The organism is Sphingomonas sp. 179-A 2A2 NHS (assembly GCF_045371305.1).
Classification (GTDB): domain Bacteria; phylum Pseudomonadota; class Alphaproteobacteria; order Sphingomonadales; family Sphingomonadaceae; genus Sphingomonas.
In genome coordinates this window covers 479,246-499,768 of the sequence record NZ_JBIQDE010000002.1, presented here as the reverse complement: position 1 = coordinate 499,768, position 20,523 = coordinate 479,246, and the positions used below count along the sequence as shown (strand labels likewise).

At 65.5% G+C, this 20,523-nt stretch carries 19 protein-coding genes; 4 read left to right on the top strand and 15 right to left on the bottom strand.

The features are described 5' to 3' along the window. Positions 1-3 precede the first annotated feature (3 nt). The 4 genes from ACH0AE_RS05695 to ACH0AE_RS05680 form a co-directional block, all read right to left on the bottom strand. On the bottom strand, positions 4-1,806 hold the full coding sequence (locus ACH0AE_RS05695; protein WP_294442425.1) for a glycosyl hydrolase: 1,803 nt from the start codon (positions 1,804-1,806) through the stop codon (positions 4-6). Next, positions 1,806-2,852: a glycosyltransferase gene (locus ACH0AE_RS05690; protein ID WP_294442424.1), complete on the bottom strand. Its 1,047-nt coding sequence runs from the start codon at positions 2,850-2,852 to the stop codon at positions 1,806-1,808. The genes ACH0AE_RS05695 and ACH0AE_RS05690 overlap by 1 nt, the downstream gene beginning before the upstream one ends. A 124-nt stretch (positions 2,853-2,976) precedes the next feature. Then, the gene (locus ACH0AE_RS05685) at positions 2,977-5,202 is read right to left on the bottom strand and encodes a GumC family protein (RefSeq protein ID WP_406875530.1); all 2,226 of its coding nucleotides are present in this window, start codon (positions 5,200-5,202) and stop codon (positions 2,977-2,979) included. A gap of 58 nt (positions 5,203-5,260) precedes the next feature. Further along, a complete protein-coding gene (locus ACH0AE_RS05680) occupies positions 5,261-6,514 on the bottom strand; it encodes an outer membrane beta-barrel protein (protein WP_294442372.1) in 1,254 nt (417 codons plus the stop codon). A gap of 290 nt (positions 6,515-6,804) precedes the next feature. Here ACH0AE_RS05680 and ACH0AE_RS05675 point away from each other — a divergent pair, with 290 nt between their 5' ends. After that, positions 6,805-7,380 carry a polysaccharide biosynthesis/export family protein gene (locus ACH0AE_RS05675; RefSeq protein WP_406875529.1) on the top strand — a complete coding sequence of 192 codons (576 nt, stop codon included), beginning with the start codon at positions 6,805-6,807 and terminating at the stop codon, positions 7,378-7,380. A gap of 33 nt (positions 7,381-7,413) precedes the next feature. Here ACH0AE_RS05675 and ACH0AE_RS05670 read toward each other — a convergent pair whose 3' ends face one another. Beyond that, on the bottom strand, positions 7,414-7,875 hold the full coding sequence (locus ACH0AE_RS05670) for a PilZ domain-containing protein (protein ID WP_406875528.1): 462 nt from the start codon (positions 7,873-7,875) through the stop codon (positions 7,414-7,416). A 467-nt stretch (positions 7,876-8,342) separates the two neighbouring features. Between ACH0AE_RS05670 and ACH0AE_RS05665 the strand changes: the two genes are divergently transcribed. Beyond that, a complete protein-coding gene (locus ACH0AE_RS05665; protein ID WP_294442369.1) occupies positions 8,343-8,522 on the top strand; it encodes a hypothetical protein in 180 nt (59 codons plus the stop codon). Positions 8,523-8,543: 21 nt separating this feature from the next. Here ACH0AE_RS05665 and ACH0AE_RS05660 read toward each other — a convergent pair whose 3' ends face one another. From ACH0AE_RS05660 to ACH0AE_RS05650, 3 genes are all read right to left on the bottom strand, one after another. Next, positions 8,544-9,221 (bottom strand): sugar transferase, encoded by a 678-nt coding sequence (locus ACH0AE_RS05660; protein ID WP_406875527.1) that lies wholly within the window; start codon positions 9,219-9,221, stop codon positions 8,544-8,546. Positions 9,222-9,460: 239 nt separating this feature from the next. Then, positions 9,461-9,958, bottom strand: coding sequence for a hypothetical protein (locus ACH0AE_RS05655; RefSeq protein WP_294442368.1), 498 nt, complete (start codon positions 9,956-9,958; stop codon positions 9,461-9,463). Positions 9,959-10,219: 261 nt separating this feature from the next. Continuing rightward, complete coding sequence (locus ACH0AE_RS05650) at positions 10,220-11,263, bottom strand: polysaccharide pyruvyl transferase family protein (protein ID WP_294442367.1); 1,044 nt, start codon at positions 11,261-11,263, stop codon at positions 10,220-10,222. 254 nt (positions 11,264-11,517) lie between these two features. Here ACH0AE_RS05650 and ACH0AE_RS05645 point away from each other — a divergent pair, with 254 nt between their 5' ends. Further along, positions 11,518-12,714, top strand: coding sequence for a polysaccharide pyruvyl transferase family protein (locus ACH0AE_RS05645; protein ID WP_294442366.1), 1,197 nt, complete (start codon positions 11,518-11,520; stop codon positions 12,712-12,714). Beyond that, a complete protein-coding gene (locus ACH0AE_RS05640; RefSeq protein ID WP_294442365.1) occupies positions 12,711-13,970 on the top strand; it encodes a glycosyltransferase family 4 protein in 1,260 nt (419 codons plus the stop codon). The genes ACH0AE_RS05645 and ACH0AE_RS05640 overlap by 4 nt, the downstream gene beginning before the upstream one ends. 79 nt (positions 13,971-14,049) lie before the next feature. Here ACH0AE_RS05640 and nhaA read toward each other — a convergent pair whose 3' ends face one another. The 7 genes from nhaA to ACH0AE_RS05605 form a co-directional block, all read right to left on the bottom strand. After that, positions 14,050-15,243 (bottom strand): Na+/H+ antiporter NhaA, encoded by a 1,194-nt coding sequence (nhaA, locus tag ACH0AE_RS05635; protein ID WP_294442364.1) that lies wholly within the window; start codon positions 15,241-15,243, stop codon positions 14,050-14,052. 53 nt (positions 15,244-15,296) lie between these two features. After that, a complete protein-coding gene (guaA, locus tag ACH0AE_RS05630; protein WP_406875526.1) occupies positions 15,297-16,850 on the bottom strand; it encodes a glutamine-hydrolyzing GMP synthase in 1,554 nt (517 codons plus the stop codon). A 93-nt stretch (positions 16,851-16,943) separates the two neighbouring features. Beyond that, positions 16,944-17,366, bottom strand: coding sequence for a 50S ribosomal protein L17 (rplQ, locus tag ACH0AE_RS05625; RefSeq protein ID WP_406875525.1), 423 nt, complete (start codon positions 17,364-17,366; stop codon positions 16,944-16,946). 221 nt (positions 17,367-17,587) lie between these two features. After that, complete coding sequence (locus ACH0AE_RS05620) at positions 17,588-18,649, bottom strand: DNA-directed RNA polymerase subunit alpha (protein WP_406875524.1); 1,062 nt, start codon at positions 18,647-18,649, stop codon at positions 17,588-17,590. A gap of 89 nt (positions 18,650-18,738) precedes the next feature. Continuing rightward, entirely contained in the window at positions 18,739-19,128 is a 390-nt protein-coding gene (gene rpsK / locus ACH0AE_RS05615) for a 30S ribosomal protein S11 (RefSeq protein WP_019516037.1), read from the bottom strand. 86 nt (positions 19,129-19,214) lie between these two features. Beyond that, positions 19,215-19,583, bottom strand: coding sequence for a 30S ribosomal protein S13 (gene rpsM, locus ACH0AE_RS05610; RefSeq protein ID WP_406875523.1), 369 nt, complete (start codon positions 19,581-19,583; stop codon positions 19,215-19,217). Between the two features lie 254 nt (positions 19,584-19,837). Continuing rightward, positions 19,838-20,491: an adenylate kinase gene (locus ACH0AE_RS05605; RefSeq protein ID WP_294445077.1), complete on the bottom strand. Its 654-nt coding sequence runs from the start codon at positions 20,489-20,491 to the stop codon at positions 19,838-19,840. Between the last annotated feature and the right edge of the window lie 32 nt (positions 20,492-20,523).

The following is a 20,523-nucleotide window of genomic DNA, read 5'->3' as shown; positions in this document are numbered from 1 at the left end:
CGATCAGCCGGCCGGCACGGCCCGGTTGGGGCAGGCAACCGTGCGCCCGCTGCCTTGCGTGAACAATCGCGCGCGATAGCTGAAGCTGTCCCCACCACTCGTCTGGTTGGGCCCGACGCTGATGTCGAGCTGATCGCCGCGAGCGAGCGAGACGTCGATCGGCGCCACAATCTCCTGCGTCTTCAGCACCCGTTTCCAGATCGTTCGCCCGGCAGCGACGATCGCAATGTCGACGCCGTCGCCGTTCGCTTGCTTCATGAAGCAGGCGGCGAGGCTGACCGTTCGCGCCGCCGGTGCAGTATAGCGGATGATCGCACGAGTCGGCGAACCGCCCGTGCCCGCCACGGCGGCGCTGACGCCGCTGATCCGCAGCGGCCTGTAAAAGCGGGAGCCGAACGACGTATCGAACTGGCCGTCGAGCAGGTCGAGCGGGTGGAGTTTCCGGTCGCTCGTCTGCGCGAGATAGGACCAGGGCGCCTTGCCATAGCCGAACAACGTATCGGCGAGAATGCCGCTTCGCTGCGCGAGGCGCGCGCCGCTGGCCCCGGTGATGACGAGCGGGATCGTGCCCGCCTCGACGGTGGCGCCGCCGCCCTGCACCGCGCGGCCGTAGGCATCGCGGACCACCGGCCTGCCGCTGAACGTGACACGCCCGCCCCCACCCCACAGCACGAAGCCGGCGTTGCCGAAGCGGTAGAGCCGAATACCAGCGTCACCGACATCGACCGAGGTGGCGCGGGCGGCGCGGGTGAGCGGGATCATCTGCGCATAGGCACGGGCGGCCGGCTTCTCGCTGCCGTTTGCCGCGTAGAGCCCCATGTTGCGGAACCAGCGCTGGTCGATCAGCGCGTACCAGTAGGAGCGCGCGACGCCGGCGGCGCTGAGCAGCGTCACCATCCGCACCAGCTGTTCGGCGGCGAGCGTGTCACTGGCGAAATTGTCACTGAACTCGGTCGCCCAGATCGGCAGCACCTTGCCACGCCGGCGCATCACCGCCTGGAGATGGGCGATCTCGAAATCGACATTCTCCGCGTCGGATCGGTACGGGTGGACCGCGATCGCATCCGCGGCATTGAGCAAGCCGGCGGCGAACAAGGTGTCGAGGAAGCCGGTGCCGATCACGTTGGTCGATCCGCCGACCGCCGCCGCATTCGAGCCGCGACGGCGCAACTCGCGTCGCACGGCGCGCACGAGGATGACGTAGCGCGGCTGCCAGTTGAGGCCCGCCGGATAGTTGAGGTTGCGGCTGTCGTTGATCTCGTTGCCGATTTCGATCCCGGCGAGGCAGGTGCCGTAGCGCGCGCCAAGCTCCCCGGCGTAGCGCGCGAAGGCGGTGATGCCGGCATCGCTGTTGACCGTCCGGCCATTGTCATAGGCCGGATGTTGCGGGGTGAGCGTCAGGAGCAGCGAGCCGCCAGCGCGGCATATGGCGTCGAGCGCCGCGGGTGCGGCGCTGTCGATCGCGTAGCGGCCGCGCGTCGGCTCCCCGCGGGACCAGGGAATGCTGTCCCGCACGCCCATGGCGCCGCTGCTGCGCACGCGATCCACGAGGCTGGTGGCCCAGCCCTGGCTGAAATGCGTCTGGACGCCGAGCGGCATCGCGGCGCTGCCGCTGGCCGGCGCGGCCTGCAGCGCCGCCGCGGCCGCCGCCGCGCTGGTGGTGATCGCGCCGGCTGACGGCGGCGCCGTGCCGTCAGCCGCGGTGAACCGCGTCACCGCGCGCATTACCCTTGGGCCGAACTCGCCTTGCGCGAGAAGCAGCATGGCCGCCAGCGGCGCGGCGGCCAGTGCGGCGCGTCGGATCATCACAGGGCGAGTGCCTGCAATATGCCGGCATCGAAATGTGCCGGCGCGAAACGACGGGCCTGCTGCACCGCTGCCACCGGATCGAAGCCGGGAAGCCAATCCTCGAAGGTGCGCACCGCTTCCGCCAGCGAACCGGCGTTCTGCTCCTCGAAGAAGATGCCGGTGCGCTGGGGCACCACGCTGTCGAGCACGCCGCCGCAGCCGTAAGCGATGACCGGGCGACCCGAGGCCATCGCCTCGACGGGGACAATGCCGAAATCCTCCTCCGCGGTGAACACCAGGGCGCGGCAGGTGGCATAGGCGCGGCGCAGGCCGTTGAAATCGAGGCGCTCGACGATCTCGATCGTCGGGCCCGCGCGGCGGCGAAGCTCCGCCGCCATCTCCCCCGTCCCCACCATCAGCAGCGGCAGGCCGAGCTGGTTGAACGAGTCCAGCGCGATGTCCGCGCGCTTGTACGGCGTCATCTGACCGACCCACAGGTAGCGATCAGTGACCTGATCGGGTGGCACCGGGGTATACAGGTCGACCTCAACCGGCGGGTGGACCACCGCGGAGCGACGGCCCCAGGATTTGGTGATCCGCCCCTGGATGAAGCGTGAGTTGGCCACCAGCCGGTCGACCCGTTGGGCCGAGGCGACGTCCCAGCCGCGCAGGCGATGGAACAGCCAGGGCATCATCGCGCGGGCGACGGCGCCGGCAGTGCCGCGATACTGGTGGTAGTGATCCCACAGATAACGCATCGGCGAGTGGACGTAGCAAAGGTGAGTGGCGTCGGGCGCCACGATCACCCCCTTGGCAGGGCCGGACTCGCTGGAGATCACCAGATCGTAGCCGGTGAGATCGAGCTGCTCGAGCGCCATCGGCATGAGCGGCAGATACTTCTGATAATGGCGACGTGCGCCGGGCAAGCGGCCGATGAACGTCTCCGTCACCCGCTGCCCGCGAATGAGATCGGACACGCCGTCCGCCGCATAGACGTGGGTGAAGAGATCGGCGTGCGGGAACAGCCGCAGCAGCTGCTCCACCACCCGCTCCCCGCCACGCATCGTGACGAGCCAGTAGTGGACGATGGCGACACGCCGCGGCCAGCCGGGCGGGCGGCCCTCGATCACCTGGCGCGGCAAGCCCGAAGGACAAGCCTCGATCGCGCTGCGCACCATGGCGTCTGCATCAGCCATAATAGCTTTTGTACCGATCGTAATAGGAGACATCGTCGCCCAGCCCGAAGCGGCTGAGCTTCTTGAGATCGACGCGCGTGAGCACCACGCCGGTGACCGATGCGCGCTCGTGCGAGAGTTGACGGAAGGCGGCGCGCACCGCGTGATCAGGGGTGCTTCGCCAGCGCACGACGAAGATCTTGGCATCCGCCTTGTCCAGCATCAGCCGCGCATCGGCGATCGGCAGAACCGGGGCGGTATCGAGGATGATCGCATCAAACCGGGCGCGCAGTGTCGCGAGTAGGCGATCCATCTCCTCCCCGGTCAGCAGCTCTGATTGATCATGCGCATCGACCACCGGCAGCACTTCCAGCCCGGTCTGGAAATCTTTCGACAATGCCTCATCGAGCGTGTTCGCGCCGCGCAGTACCTCGATCAGGCCGGGCCGCCCTTCCCGCCCCGGCAGGCGGCGGCTGACGCCCTGCTGGCGCAGGTCGCAATCGACCAGCACGGTGCGCTCGCCGGACAAAGCGAAGGAGCGGGCGAGGCAGATCGCGGTTGCCGTCTTGCCCTCGCCGGGGAGCGCCGAGGTGATCGCGATCACCTTCGCCTCAGTACCGGCGGCAAAGCGGATCGAGGCGCGCAGCGAGCGGAAGGATTCGGCGAAGAACGATCGCGGATCGTTGACGATCAGCGAGGCCGGCGTCTCCTTTGTGCGCGTGACGCTGCCGACGCTGGGCACGAGCCCAAGATAGCGAACGTGGAGCTTCTTCGCGACGTCACCCGCGGTGGTGAGGCCGGCGAAATGAAGCTCCCGCGTGAAGGCCGCCGCGATACCGAGCGCGGTGCCGAGAACGATCGCCAGCGCCATGTTGAGCACGCGGTTGGGCGTGGTTGGCCGATCCGGCACACGCGCATTGGTGAGCACGGTGGCGGTCGGCTGCTCGGTGCCTTCGCGTGCGCTCAGTTGCTTGTAGCGGTTGAGATAGCTTTGATAGAGTTCCTGCGAGGTCTGCGCGCGCTGTTCAAGATCCTTGAGATCGACCATCGCGCGATTGTTCTGCGCCAGGGCGCCGCGCGCCTGGCCGAGCGTGCCGGTGAGCGAGGCGAGCCGCTGCTGCGACACGCGGGCGCGGGCAGCGAGGTTCGAGATGACGCGATCGATTTCCGACGCGATCTGGCGATTCACCGATTCCAGCTCGCTGCGTGCGCGGACCACATCGGGGTGGACCGCGCTGTACCGTGCCGTCAGATCCGCCAGCCGTGCGCCGATCGCTGCCTGCTGCGTGCGGAGCGATCCGATCACCGGGGAGCCGAGCGCCTCACCCACGTCATCGCCCTCCGAGCCCGAGCGAAGCTGCGCGCGTGCCGTGGCGAGCCGCGCCTGATCCTCGGCCGCCGCCGCCCGTGCGGTCGCGACCTGCTGGTTATAGGTCGAGATTTCCTGCTCGGTGAGCGACGTGCCCGTGGTGCTGAGCAGGTTGTTATCGATGCGGTAGCGCTGCACCGCCGCGGTTTCCGCTTGGGCGCGGGCGCGCAGTTGATCGAGCCGCTGTGCAATCAGCGTATTGGCGTCTCGCGTTTGCGCCTGCTGATCACCGAGATCGGCGAGCGCATATTGCCGCGCATATTCATTGGCGAGCCGCGTCGCTTCGACCGGATCCTCGGATTCCACGGCAATGTCGAGCGCATAGGTGCTGCCACTGCGGCGCACGTCGAGCCCGCGTTTCGCGTAATCGATCGCCGCCAGCCGCCGCTCCTCGCCGGTGCGCGGCCGCGCCTCCCTCCCGGACGAGCCGAACAATCGTGCGAGCATCCCCGGCCGGCTGGCTTCCGCCACGCGCACGTCCTGGCGCGCCTCGAGATTGAGCGCGTCGGCGACCTTTTCCGCCATCCCGTCCGAGCTGATCACCGCCACCTGGGTATCGACATATTGGTCGGTGGGATTGCTGGGGGGCGCGCCGCCCTCCTCGAGCGATGGCGGCGCGACGGGTGGCGTGCCCTTCAGCGCGACGCTGGCACGCGCGGTGTAGATCGGGGTCTGCCGCAGGGTGATGATCACCCCGGCGAGCAGCACCAGCATAAGCACGGCCAGGAAGGTGCCGATCCGCCGTCGGAAGATCGACCAGATGCCGCGGAGGTCGATCCGGTCCTCCGGCACCGGGGCGGCATATTCAAACGGGATCGCAAGCTGCGTTCCAGCGCGCAGTGCATCGACGGTGGCCACTGCGTTCGTCACGCTTGTTCACCTTTCACCGATGCGGCGCCTGGACCCGAAAGGAGCATGCGCGCGCGCATCACAGCTGCAGCCGCACGCCGGCGGTGATGCGGACGCGGTCATAGTCGCGACTGAGCAGCGAACTGGCGCCTCGGCGCTGCTTCGCACCAGAGATCGAGCCGACCAGCGACAGGTTGCGGTTCGCCAGATAGCGGACGCCGAACGCGCCCTCGAGGCGGCGATCGCGCCGGTCGAGACCACGATAATCGGCGATTGTATAGGTGACACCGCTGTCGAGCAGCAGGTTGCGGAGCAGTTCATAATCAGCGCTGATCGTGGCGCGATCGAGCCGGATGCCGGCTGCACCGATCAGGGCGCTGCGCTGGAACGTTCGGCCGACATCGAGATGAATGTCGGCTAGCGGCGTCGGGCCCCAGTTCAGCCGGACGCCGTAATTGATCCCGCTGATGTCGCGATACAGCGGCGACTTAAACGTCTGGCGCATGTAGCCGACGCCTGCCTCGCCATTGATAAGCGAGTTGGCGAAAGCGACCCCGCCAAGCAGCGCGTAACCGGCAGAATCGCGGTTCGGCAGGCGCGTGCTGCGAGCGTAGCGCGCATCATTGTATCGTGCCGCCGCGAACACGCCGACGGCCGGACCGACCGCCACCGCAACGCGCGCATTCGCACCCGCCTGCTCGGCATTGTTATCGCGCAGGGATACGCGCCGTCCGTCGACCTGGGTGGATCCATAGCGGAACTGGCTGACCGTGCCGCCGAGCGCGGCGGTGACCGGGCCGAAGCGCCGTTCCGCGCCTAGCGTGCTGGTGAGCTCGCGATAGGCAACGGGCGGCAGTGCACCGACCAGCGCTTCGTCCTCCGTGCCGCGGCGCTGGATGCGCCGCGCCGCGGTGAGGCTGGCGGATAGCTGAGTATCGCGATCCAATTCGATCCGGCCGGTGGCCGAAACGACCCCGCTGGTGTTGTTCTCGATCGTCTGCTGTGCGTAGCGCGTGATCGCGGCATCGGCGATCAGCGCGATATCGTAGCGCCGCGTTTCTTCCGAGCGGAGCGTGAGCCGCGGACTGAGCACCAGCGCGACATCATCGACCGGCGAGCCCGGGAGCGCATAGATGTTGCTGTCATAGCTGCCGCGGGCCTCGAGCGAGGGAAAGAGGCGGAAGCCGCCGACCGGAATGCCGATCGGGGCGTAGCCGGGTCGCGCGCGACCGGTCACCGTCTCACGTCCCGTCGGCGGCCTAGCGTCCCCCGCGGCAACCTGCGCCGCGCCGGGAGGAGAGGCAATAAGGCCGGTGATGGCAACAAGGCGCACGGCCGCGACTCCGCCTCGCCGCGATCGCCCTCGCCGGTCGTATCGCCCGTGCCGGCCAGCGCGCTCCTGTCGCCCATCCCGCGCATGCCCCAATGTTCACCCCCGACAGCCAGTCCGCCGAGCAAACCGCCCGACGATGAGGGAACATCTTAGACGGATGCGCCGATCGCGGCGCGACGACTGCGTCCGAAGTGAAGCTAAATCGAAACTGATCGCGCGCTGCGCAAGCTAACGCTGTGGTGACGATCACCCGCAGCGATCATCCGCACAGATGAGGCGCAGGCGATAACATGGAGGATGGTGGCATGTGGAAGACCGTGATCTTGCTGACTAGCTGTTGCGTTGCCCCAGCACTTGTCGCGTGCGGCCAGACTCCGCCGCCACTTACTGCCTCATCAAATAGTCGTCCAAGCGGCTACATGCTGGATTCGGGCGACAAGTTGCGGATCAACGTCTATAATGAGGAAAAGCTGAGCGGCGATTACGCGATCTCGGCGCTGGGCACCGTTGCATTCCCATTGATCGGCTCCGTCGATGCGAAGGGCCTGACGGCTGATCAAGTAGCTGCGGCAATCGCGGGTAAGCTCAAGACCTATGTCAATGAACCACGGGTCGCGGCCGAGGTGCTGAACTATCGCCCGTATTACATCCTGGGCGAGGTCAATCGGCCCGGCGAATATCCTTATGTGAACGGCATGCGGATCGAGCAGGCCATCGCCGCTGCCGGCGGGTATACGTATCGCGCGAACCAGAAGCGCGTTTTCGTGCAGCGCGGCGAGGAGGCGGAACGGACCGTCACCTTGCGGGACACGCCGATACGCGTGATGCCGGGGGACACGATCCGGGTGGGGGAACGCTATTTCTGACGCTTCGGTCCTGACGCGTTCAGGGCCGAGACCTCAGGCGAGTGCCTTTACCAGCCCGAACACTGCCGCCCAGGCGGCGGCGCCACCGATCACGAAGATTGCCAAGCGGACCATCCGCGGCCAGCGGCGCCCAGGATCGTCGACGCCCATTTCGTCTCCCGGCGTGATGCCTGACACCTCGGCACAGGTAAAAGCGGAGTCGAGTTGCGCTGCGGTGAGCGGCCAGTGAAACTCGCAGCCATGATCGTCCCCGTCGCGCCGGACGACACGGGCATTCGCCGATCCGGGACCAGCGAGACCCAAGCGGACCGATGCGCCGACGGGGATGTGGGACGACGAGGAAAAGCGAAAACCGGTGCGCGAGAGATCGTGCACGAGCACCTCGTGTGGGGCGCCGCCTTCGTCCCGCAGCGTCGAACCGCGCTCGACGCTGACCCGCGTCGCACGGTCGCTCAATTCGCGGTCCAGCAGGTCGATCGTCGCAGCAAGCGGCATAGTCTCTTTCCCTTCGCTGCTGCGACCAATACCCATCAGGCGTTAATCTCCGGTTCGCGGCAGAGCTTTTCGCTCGATATCGGATGATCCTATGACCGGGCGAAAGCGGAGATCAAGGCGAGTTGCTGAGGAAACGATGATTATGAGCTAGGTCTCTCCGATGCTGGAGTGTTCTGGCGGATCTTGACCGCTGCCGAGACTTGTAGAGATCGAGGACGTCCCCCACCCGAATTTGAAGTACAATTTTCGTGGATGGGTGAGGAATATACGGTTTTGCGCCCGACTCTTCAGCCACCTTTTTTACACAAAATACGTGAAAAAGTTCGGGCGACGCGCTTGCGATTATCGAACAGACGTCACGTAGAAGAGATGACCACGCGCTATCCTCTCACTGCACCTCACCGAGTCGGAACAGAGCAAATGCGGCGACGTTTCTGTTAGCCGAGAACAATAAGAGAGGATGGCTGATGCGCACCTTGGCCGCAGGCGCTGTGCGTCGCAATGCACGTGTCGAGCGCCGCGAAAGTGGCGCTCAGTTGAAGCTGCATCCCAAGCCCCGCTCCGACCTGCATCTTTCCGCGATGATCAACGCAGCGGGCCTGTCCGCGCTGCTGTGGGCCGGCCTGTATCATCTCATCCTGGGCTGAGAGGGTTGGATTGAAAGCGCCTCAGTAGGACCCACGCGCGAAAACGACACTCGGGATGGTCAGAGCCAGGATCTTGGCATCCATCAGGGCGGAGCGGGAGCGGCTGTAGGCGACATCAAAGGCGACTCGACGGCGGTATGAGACGTCGTTCCGCCCGCTGATCTGCCACAGACCGGTGATCCCTGGGCGCACGCTACAATAGTGGCTGAAGTAGCGACCGTAGCGATCGACCTCCGCATCCACGATCGGGCGGGGGCCGACCAAGCCCATTTCGCCGCGCAACACGTTAAACAGCTGGGGCAGCTCGTCGAGGCTGCTCTTGCGCAGGAAGCTCCCGACAGTGGTGATCCGCGGATCGCGCTTCAGCTTATGGTCCCTCGACCACTCCGCGCGGGCCGCCGGATCGTTCGCCAACAGCTCCGCCAGGCGCGCCTCGGCGTCCACCGCCATGCTGCGGAACTTGAGGCAGCGGAAATGGCGCCCCCCTTTCCCGACGCGCCGGTGTGCGAAGAGCACAGGGCCCGGATCGCTGGCATAGATGAGCAGCGCGATGATCAGCATCAGCGGAAGGAAGAAGACGAGCGCGATGAGCGCCGCCACTACATCCATCGCACGCGTAACGACGCTATCAAAATGTGGTGCAGCGGAGCCGCGGCCCTGCGCGGCAGCGGCCGATGCCCCTGTAGCAGTCAGATACATCACGGCTCCCCAATCCCGCGAGGCGCTGCCGCCGCGAGTCACTGTTGTGTTGCTGCTGGTATAATCAGGTTATTGTGTTGGACGGCCGGGCGTTGATCAATGTCCGTGCCTGCGAGTTCCGTTCACATCGGAAGCATTTCTCTGACGCGCAAGTCTTTCATAAGCCCGGATACAATCAAGAAGACCGGCCGAACTCTTGCTCGACCGGCCTTCCCGCGACCTTATCCATGGCAGGTGCGTTAAACCTGCGCCGCCTGTGCCGCTGTCACCAGCGCGTACAACTCGTCGTAGGTATAGGTGATCGAGGTGTAATTGATGCCAGTCGCTCGATCGACGTTGCGAAACGTGAACTGTTCCGCATCATAGAAGGTTATTGCATCACCCTTGCCGTCGGCGTCGGCAAGATATTGGATCTTGATCCCTCCATCCGAACGGGTGGTGAAGACGAAGTCCTCGACGCGGTAGTTGAGAAATACCCGGTCGAAGCCAGTACCCATCTTGACGACGCCGTTCAGATCGACATTCGGAGTGTTCGGCCCGAAGACGAATACGTCGTCACCGCCACCCAGGTTGATGACCTTGTCCTTGTCCTGCATGAGGTCATTCAGCGTCGCCCGCTCTGCAGCATCGGAGCCGGCGACTTTGCCGGTGCTTTGTCCGGTAACCGTCGCATAGCCCGTGGGCGTCGGGTCATTATCCGTCGTGGTTGGAGTGGTCACATCAAGTGAAACTGCCATCGATACTCTCCCGGTTAGGTGACCAGAAGAACGGCCCTATCGCCGCCCATAGTTCCTCCGGATCACCGGCACGCATTATCATCGTGATTGGGAGTATCCGACCCCCTTCTTACGAGATCCTCGTCCGCTACGGATAGATACACAATTTATGCATCTTGCCCCTGCCTCACTCTTGCTTCTTTAGCTTTGTTGCGGTGAAATACCTAATGCCGCTTATTTTGTACGGAATTGCACCGATAACTGCCCGATGTCACGCGACATTCATGCGAAATTGGCGGCTGCTAAAGTCGACATGTCCGAGAGATGACCGCGTCGGCACGCGGCGTCGAAGTTCAGGGCGCTTTCGACCGCCTTCGCGATGTATGATCCGGCATCCCCGGCGAGCAGCGGAAGACCGAAACGCTCGGCAATGAATTGCGTCTTGGCGTTGCCATCGTCCAGGACCACGACTGCGCAGCCGGACAGCAACGCGAAGATGATCGCGTGAAGACGATTGGTCACCACCAATGAGGCATGCCGATACTCGCTGAGCAGAGCGTCAAGATCATAGCTCGCGCTGATCCTCGCGCTTTCAAGCCTGGAGGCGCTTATCAGCTGTTCGGCGGCATCCCGATCCATTCCCGGTCGCGGATCGTGGCACGCGAACAGCAATTGATCAGCCGGCCGCTGCGCGCGTGCGGCGTTTACAATGTCAGTGATCGACGCCGCGGTGGTGGCCCGATCCTCACTGCGATCGATACAAGGTGCGATGATGATCCGATCGCGCGCCTGCGGCTCGCTCCCGGCGCGCTGGTTAAGGCGGCCGGGCATGAATGCCGCGTCTGCCGTCTGCCGCACTCGTTCTTTGCCGACCAATGCGATGGCGTTCGCGGCAGAGGCGGAGTCGCGCACGCGCACCTCCTCCGCCAGACGCAGCAGGGCACGCCAGATGGTCCGGCGGCGCGGGTCGCGGAGCGCGCTGACGCCGAGGCCCCGCGTCGTCACCCGCCCGCCCCGCGCCCGTGCGGCGCGCGCGCCGGCATATTGCGCGATCAGGCTGGCGAGCGAAACGTTGTCGCGGACGAGTTGGCCACCGCCAATCACCACGTCGCACGTCGAGGCGAGCCGAATGAAGGAGAGGATGCCGCGCCCGTCGACCAGCCGGCCGCCGGCAGCGTTCACCTGGCGCACGATTTCCGGGGGCAGCGGGTTCCAGCGGCGGACGTACGCGACCGATCCGGACGGCAGATGCTCGAGGTTTTGCAGCAACAGTGCAAGGTCGCCAAGATTACATAAATCCCCGCAGTAGAACATCACCGGTCGCATCGCTGCTCTTTCTCCGATCCCGCGTATCGATGCCGCGCCATGACCTTGAGCGAGGCGCACGCCTGCTCCACGCGCCGAAGTTCAATCCATCGATCAACTCCTTCTCAAGCATGGAAATTGGTGCAGCCGGGATCTTGTAAATCCGGGATGGTGCAATCTGGCCATTATCCGTGCGCTCGCTGCGATAGACAGGCGGTCAGCATCCACCGGTCGGCGCCTGGGGGGCGCAGAGGCGAACGCAACCGGAGTCGCGCGTGAAGGTCGCTATCCTCAACGTGAAATACAGCCCGAACCTGGGCGACGGACTGCTGGCGGAATGTCTCGAGTGCGAGCTTCGGCGTCATCACCCCTGCATCGAGCTGATCCCGATCGATCTGGCCGGCCGCACCAAGTACGATCGCCATGGCCGCCATCGTGCGGCAGCGATGCGCACGCTGGAATGGCTACCCCAGCCGCTGCGTCGCGCCGCGGCGCTGACGGTGCTGAGCATGCTGTCGCGCGCCAAGCTGCGCCCGGCGTTCAGGATGGCGCTGACTTCATGCAACGCTGCCGTCATCGGTGGGGGCAATTTGTTTGCCGACGACGATCTCAACTTCCCGGTGAAGATCGCCTCGGGACTCGCAGAGGCTCGGAAGCGCGCACTGCCGGTCGCCGTCCATGCGGTGGGCGTGGCCGACAACTGGAGTTCGACCGGCCAGCGCCTGTTTACGCGTGCGTTGGGGGAAGCACGGATCGCGGCGATCGCGGTGCGTGATGAGCGGTCGCAGGAGATTTGGAACCGGCGGCTCGGCGAACGTGGCATCCGTCCGGCTGACATCGCGCGTGATCCGGGACTGCTTGCCGCACGCTGCTACACATTGCCGGAAAACAGGGCGTCTCGGCGCCGCGTCGCGCTGTGCATCACCAACCCGCTGGCGGTTCGTTACCACGGCGGCGCGGCCGGCGGGGATGAAGCGCTTGGTGCCTGGTATGGCGCGACGATCGCGGCACTCGCAACGGACGGCTGGGAGGTGGCGCTGTTCACCAACGGCAGCCCCGAGGACCGCGCCTATCTGGATCGCCAACAAGGATCATGGAGCAAGCTTGCCGCCCCGGGGATTGTCCGCGCGGTGCCAGCGTTCGCACGGCCGGCCGATCTTGTGGCCGAGCTATCGCAAGCGACCGTGGTGATCGCGCACCGCATGCATGCGTGCATCGCAGCCTATTCCTGCAAGGTGCCGCCGATCGGCCTGAGGTGGGATCCGAAGCTCGACAGCTTCTTCGCGCTCTCGGATCGAAGCGACTTCATGGTGGATACCGCCGGCGTCGATGCGGCGGTGATGGTCGCATTGGTCAACCTGGCGGCGGCGGAGGGGATCGAACCTGTCCGCCACGAACGGCTGCTCGACGAGGCAAGCGTCAGCATCGCCGAGCTGGGGCGCACGCTTCGTCTGGCGGTGGCGGCGGCATGATCGATCGGATCGTGATCCTGAACGACATCGCACAGCCGATGGGCGGTGCGACTGCGCTGGCATTGCTTTCCGCACAGCTGTTCCGCGCGCGCGACATGCCCGTCACCTTCATCTGCGGCGATGATGGACGGAACGACGCACTGGTCGGCGCGGGGGTCGAGGTGGTCGCTCTGGGGCAGAAGCGGCTGGAAGCGGCTGGTAAGGCGACGGCGATGATCGGCGGGCTGTACAATGCTGCGGCGGAGGCAATGATCGGGCGCTGGATCGCCACGAACGATACGCCGCGCACCGTCTATCACCTTCACGGCTGGGCGCAGATCCTGTCGCCAAGCGTCTTCAAAGCACTTCGCCCGGTGGAGGATCGGCTGGTGCTTTCGGCGCACGACTTCTTCCTCACCTGCCCCAATGGCAGCCAGGCATTTCTGAAGAGCGGGAGGATCTGCCCGCTGACGCCGATGAGCACGGCCTGTGTCACGGCGAATTGCGACCGGCGGCATTATGCGCACAAATTGTGGCGGGTCGCGCGGCAGGCTGTCCAGCGGCGTTATTATCAGCCGCGCCAGTCACCCCCGGTGCTGGCGATTCACGAGGCGATGCGCCCCTTCCTGATGCGTGCGGGCATCGGAACCGAGCGCATCCACACCCTCCCCAATCCGGTGACGGCGTGGACGCAGACGCGGATCGCGGCGGAGGACAATGATGAGGTGCTGTTCGTCGGGCGGCTGGAGGCAACGAAGGGGCCCGACCTCGCCGTGCGCGCGTGCCGGGCGGCGGGCGTGAAGCTGCGGATGATCGGCGATGGCGTAATGCGCGAGCAACTGGCGCGGGAATATCCCGAGGTAAGCTTCATGGGGCGACGGGGGCCTGAAGAAATCGCGAGGATTGCACGCGGGGCGCGGCTGCTGGTGATGCCGAGCCGTTATCCCGAGCCGTTCGGGTTGGTGGCAGTCGAGGCGCTATGGAGCGGACTGCCGGTCATCGCCAATGATACCGCCTTTCTGGCGGGCGATATCGTGCGCGCAGGCGCCGGGTTGGCGGTGGCGCCGCGCGACACCGGCGCCTTTGCGGCGGCGATACGGACGCTGTTCGATGATGACGTTCGCTGCTGGACAGCGAGCGTGGCGGGGTATCAGCGAATGCCGGACGTGGCGCTGTCGCCGGAGTCCTGGGCCGAGCGGCTGATCGGCGCGTATCGCGCTCGGCTGAGACCTGAGCTTGAGGGGGGGCGCGGAGGGCGACTGGTTGGTGCCGTCTGAAAACCGGCGCCGATGCGCAAGCGGGATTCCGGCTCGAGGCCGGAGTGACGGTCAGGCCTCTCGGATTTTCCGCGCCGGATCAGGCGGCGGGGTACTGCTCGCGGCGAGCGATGCGGAGTACGATCCACCCGGCGAGACCCGCGACAAGCGATCCGACGAGGATCCCGATCTTCACCTCTTCCTGCAGCAGCGGATCATCGGCGAAGGCGAGCAGGCCGATGAACAGGCTCATGGTGAAGCCGATGCCGCACAGGAGCGATACGCCGAGCAACTGGAAGCCGCTGGCGCCCGCCGGCATGTCCGCGACGCCCGCCTTGATCAGCAGCGACGCGCTGCCGAACACGCCGACCAGCTTCCCGACCAGCAAGCCAAGCGCGACGCCGAGCGTCAGGTGATCGGTCAGCACCGCAGGCGAAACCCCTGCGAAGGAAACGCCGGCATTGGCGAAGCCGAAGATGGGGACGATCAGAAAGGTGACCCAGCCATGCAGGTGATGCTCCAGCCGGTGGAGCGGCGAATGGTCCATCTCGTCCGGCCGGCCGAGAACGCGGCGCAGCGGGATGGTGAGCGCAAGCACGACGCCGGCGATGGTGGCGTGAACACCGGAGCGAAGCACCAGATACCAAAGCAGAACGCCGAGGATCAGGTAGGGCGTCAGGCGAAGCACGCCGAAGCGGTTGAGCCCGATCAGTACGGCCGTGACGAGGCCGGCGCCGGCGAGATGGCCGACGGACAGATCGCCGGAATAGAACAGTGCGATGATCACCACGGCGCCGAGATCGTCGATGATCGCCAGCGCCGTCAGGAACACCTTGAGCGAGGTCGGCACACGATCGCCGAGCAGCGAGAGCACGCCGAGTGCGAAGGCGATGTCGGTCGCCGAGGGGATCGCCCAGCCACGCGCCGTTTCCGCATTGTCGATATTGAAGCCGAGGAAGATGAGCGCTGGCACCACCATGCCGCCGATCGCCGCGGCACCCGGGAGGAGGCGCCTGCTCCAGCTGGAAAGCTGGCCGTCGAGCACCTCCCGCTTGATCTCCAGCCCGACGAGCAGGAAGAACAGCGCCATCAGCCCATCGTTGATCCAGTGCGTGACACTGAGCGGACCGAGATACGCGTGCAGCGCGCCGAAATAGAGCGGTGCGGCAGGCGAATTGGCGACCAGCAGCGCCAGCGCGGCGGCACCCATCAATACCAGTCCGCCCGACGCCGAATTGTCGAGAAAGGCCCGCAGCATGGAAACCGGGCGTCCAGCAGGTCGCGTCGTGCTCATGTCAGAAGCTCCCGCGTTTCAACTGGACGATGGCTGCAGGACCATCGCAACGCTTACTCCCACTCGATGGTGCCCGGCGGCTTCGACGTATAATCGTAGGTGACCCGGTTGATGCCGCGCACCTCGTTGATGATCCGCGTGGTGACGCGGGAAAGGAAGCCGCCCGGGAATTCGAACGCCTGCGCCGTCATGCCGTCGGTGGAGGTGACGGCACGCAGCGCCAGCACGCTGTCATAGGTGCGGCCATCGCCCATCACGCCGACGGAGCGGACCGGCAGCAGCACCGCGAAAGCCTGCCAGATCGCATCGTAGAGCCCGGCGTTGCGAATCTCCTCCAGGTAGATCGCGTCTGCCTTGCGCAGGATGTCGCAGCGCTCCTTGGTGACTTCGCCCGGGATGCGGATCGCGAGGCCCGGCCCAGGGAACGGGTGGCGACCGACGAACACGTCCGGCAAGCCAAGCTCCCGGCCGAGATCGCGCACCTCGTCCTTGAACAATTCCCGCAGCGGCTCGACGAGCTTCATGTTCATGCGCTCGGGAAGGCCACCGACATTGTGGTGGCTCTTGATCGTCACCGACGGCCCGCCGGTGAAGCTGACGCTTTCGATGACGTCCGGGTAAAGCGTGCCCTGCGCGAGGAACTCGGCCCCGCCGATCTTCTTCGCCTCGGCCTCGAACACCTCGATGAAGGTCTTGCCGATGAACTTGCGCTTGGCCTCGGGATCCGTGACACCGGCGAGGCCGTTCATGAACAAAGCCTCGGCGTTCACATGGACCAGCGGAATATTGTAATGGCCGCGGAACAGGCTGACGACCTGATCGGCTTCGCCTGCGCGCATGAGGCCGTGGTCGACGAACACGCACGTCAGCTGATCACCGATCGCCTCGTGGATCAGCACTGCGGCAACCGCCGAATCGACGCCGCCCGAAAGTCCGCAGATCACCCGGCCCTTGCCGACCTGCTCGCGGATCTCCGCGATCTTGGTTTCGCGGAACTCGGCCATCGTCCAGTCGCCGGCGAGACCGCAGACGTGGCGCGCGAAGTTCTTGATCAGCCGTCCGCCGTCGGGGGTGTGCGCGACCTCCGGGTGGAACTGCATGCCGTAGAAACGGCGGCTCTCGTCCGCGGTGATGGCGAACGGGGCACCGGGCGACGTGGCGACCGGGACGAAGCCGGGGGCAAGCTCGGCAACGTGATCGCCGTGGCTCATCCACACCTGATGCCGCTCGCCTTCGCGCCACAGGCCGTCGAACAGCCCGCAGCCCGTCTCCACCTCGACGAAGGCTTCGCCGAACTCGCCCGAATAACCCTTCTCGACTCGCCCGCCGAGCTGGGTGTTCATCACCTGCTGGCCGTAACAGATGCCCAGCACCGGAACGCCGCTTTCGAACACGATCTGCGGGGCGCGCGGGCTGCCGTCATCGACGACGGAGGCGGGACCGCCCGACAGGATGACGCCCTTGGGCTTCAACCGCTCGAACGCTTCGGCGGCGGACTGGAAGGGCGCGATCTCGCTGTAGACGCCGGCCTCGCGCACGCGGCGTGCGATCAGCTGGGTCACCTGGCTGCCGAAATCGACGATCAAGATGCTGTCGGGGTGTTCCATCGCGCGCCTGTAGCGACAGACGCCGGACAAATGAAGAGGCCGCGCTCCCGGTGGGGAACGCGGCCTCTCGTGGATCTTAACGTTCGTGCCGGATCAGGCAGCGACGTCGAAGTCCTCGTCGGTCATCACCGGGCCCGAATCCTGGCCCTTCGCCGAGACGTCGCGATCGACGAACTCGATGATCGCCATCGGCGACGCGTCCGACGCGCGGATGCCGGCCTTGATGACGCGGGTGTAACCGCCGTTACGGCCGGCATAGCGCGGCGCCAGCACGTCGAACAACTTCACCAGCTGCGCATCGTCAAGCAGACGGGCGTGCGCGAGACGACGGTTCGACAGGCCGCCCTTCTTGCCCAGCGTGATCAGCTTTTCGATGTACGGGCGAAGTTCCTTCGCCTTGGCAAGCGTGGTGGTGATCTGCTCGTGCTTGATCAGCGCGGCCGACATGTTGCGGAACAGCGCGGCGCGATGTGCCGAGGTACGCTGAAGCTTACGACCGCCTACACGGTGACGCATGGTATGTCCTTCTCGTTCGTTCGGGGGCCGTATGAGGTACCCCGGACCAGGTGGGACGTGTGGGCCACCCTGTGTACGTCACCCCGGCATTGTGCCGGGGCCCCGGAAACTTTTCGCCGGTCCGACGTGGCGAAGCCACGTCGTCGGTCGGGATCGGCGTTGCCGACCCGCCGGCCGGGCCTGTCCTGTCTCCGGCGCAGCCATGCTGCGCCGGTGCAGGATCAGCCCATGATTTCCTGCTCGAGTTTCTTGGCCATCTCTTCGATGTTCTCAGGCGGCCAGCCCGGGATTTCCATGCCAAGACGCAGGCCCATCGAGGACAACACTTCCTTGATCTCGTTCAAGGACTTGCGGCCGAAGTTCGGGGTGCGCAGCATTTCCGCCTCGGTCTTGCCGACGAGATCACCGATATAGATGATGTTGTCGTTCTTAAGGCAGTTGGCCGAGCGGACCGACAGTTCGAGCTCGTCGACCTTCTTGAGCAGGTAACGGTTGATCTGCTGCGTGTCGCTGGCGACTTCGCCAGCCGGCGTCGGAGCGGCAATGCCGACCGGTGCCGAACGCGAAACCGCCGAATCGTCGAAGTGGACGAAGAGCGACAGCTGGTCCTGAAGGATGCGACCGGCGTAACCGAGCGCGTCTTCCGGGGTGACGGTGCCGTCGGTCTCGACGGTCAGCGTCAGCTTGTCGTAGTCCAGATCCTGACCGACGCGGGTCGGGTCGACCTTGTAGCTGACCTGACGTACCGGCGAGTACAGCGCATCGACCGGGATGAGGCCGATCGGCGCGTCGGCCGGGCGGTTCACGGTGGCCGGGACGTAGCCCTTACCGGTGTCGGCGGTCAGCTCCATGTTGAGCGTCGCGCCTTCGTCGAGGTGGCAGATCACTAGTTCGGGGTTCATCACCTCGATGTCACCCGAGACGGCGATGTCGCCAGCCTTCACTTCAGCCGGGCCGGTCGCGGAAAGCTGCAGACGCTTCGGGCCTTCGCCCTGCATCTTGAGCGCGATCTGCTTCACGTTGAGGACGATGTCGGTCACGTCCTCACGAACACCTGCGAGGCTCGAGAATTCGTGCAGCACGTTCTCGATCTTGATCGAGGTGACGGCGGCGCCCTGCAGGCTCGACAGCAGCACGCGGCGCAGCGCGTTGCCGAGGGTCAGACCGAAACCGCGCTCCAGCGGCTCGGCGACGAAGGTCGACTTGCGCTTGCCGTCGCCGCCCTTCTTCTCGAGCGCGTTGGGCTTCTTAAGTTCCTGCCAGTTCTTTGCGTTGACGGACAAGGCTCGTGTCCCCTGATGTTGGGCCGGACAGGGGCACGTCCGGCCGGGAGTAAAAAGCGCACCGGCTCGTCAGCCGGGCGCCGGAAGCATCAGACGCGGCGGCGCTTCGACGGACGCACACCGTTGTGCGGGATCGAGGTCACGTCACGGATCGACGTGATCTGAAAACCGACCGCCTGCAGCGCGCGAAGCGCCGACTCGCGGCCCGAACCCGGACCCTTCACCTCAACCTCGAGCGTACGCACGCCGTGCTCGGCGGCCTTCTTGCCCGCGTCCTCGGCTGCGACCTGGGCAGCATAAGGGGTCGACTTACGCGAGCCCTTGAAGCCCATCATGCCGGCCGACGACCAGCTGATGGCATTGCCCTGCGCGTCGGTGATGGTGATCATGGTGTTGTTGAAGCTGGCGTTGACGTGCGCCACGCCGGCGGTGATGTTCTTGCGCTCGCGACGGCGAATACGCTGCGGTGCCTGTGCCATTTGGTAATCCTGACCTTTGTTTCAAGCGGAGGCCGGGAGGCAACGTGCCTGCAACCAGCCCCTCGACCGAAGAAGAAGCGCGAAGCTTACTTCTTCTTGCCTGCGATCGGCTTCGCCTTGCCCTTGCGGGTGCGCGCATTGGTGTGCGTGCGCTGGCCGCGGACCGGCAGGCCCTTGCGGTGGCGCAGGCCACGGTAGCAGGCGAGATCCATCAGGCGCTTGATGTTCATCGCGGTCTGACGACGAAGATCGCCTTCCACGGTGTAGCCGGCGTCGATCGCCTCGCGGATCTGGAGCACTTCCTGATCGGTCAGGTCCTGCACCCGGCGCTCCGGAGCGATTTCCAGCTTCTCGGTGATTTCCTTGGCCTTGGCCGGACCGATGCCGTGAATGTACTGAAGCGCGATCAGAACGCGCTTGTTGGTCGGGATGTTAACACCCGCGATACGTGCCATGAACTTCTATCTCCTCGTGCTCCACAGGGTGCGGCATGGTACACGCACCCCATCTCGTCGCATGACGCTCCACCACGCAGGAAAACGGCAAGCGTTTGACAACGCTGCCGGTGACCGGGGTGTTGGAAGGGGGCTCAACTAGGCGCGGGCGAACGCAGTGTCAAGCGATCGGTTCCCGCAGCAACGGATTGATCGCAGCGTGGCGGCGACCAAATATTCGCCGCCCTGACACTCGCCAGGGCGGCAGCAAGCAATCAGGCAGCGCCATCGAGGATCGACTCGATCGAGCGCGTGACCTCGGCGATGTCTGCCATGCCATCGACCCGGCGCACCAACCCGCGCGCCTCGTAGATCGGCAGGATCGGCGCGGTCTTGGCGCGATATTCGGTCATGCGCGTGCGCACGGTTTCCTCGTTGTCGTCCGGACGGCGCTTGAATTCATGGCTGCCGCAGACGTCGCAGGTGCCCTCGACCTTCGGCTGCTTGAACCGGTCGTGATAGCCAGCACCGCAATTGCCACAGGTGAAGCGGCCGACGATGCGCTCGACCAGCGCATCCTCGTTCACTTCAAGCTCGATCACGTGATCGAGCGATCGACCGCGCTCGTCGAGCAGCAGATCCAGCGCGTCCGCCTGTGCGGCGGTCCGGGGATAGCCATCGAAGATCGCACCTTGCCCCGGGCCCAGACGATCGAGGTTCTCACCGATCAGCGCCGAGACGATCGCATCGGAAACGAGCTCGCCCGCGTCCATCACGGCCTTCGCCTGGAGCCCAACCGGCGTGCCCGCCTTCACCGCGGCGCGCAGCATGTCACCAGTCGACAGCTGCACCATGCCGCGCTCGGCCACGAGTCGTTCGGACTGGGTGCCCTTGCCCGCTCCCGGCGGCCCAAGAAGAATGATGTTCACGGAAAAAACGCCCTCCCCGTTCGACCGCTAGC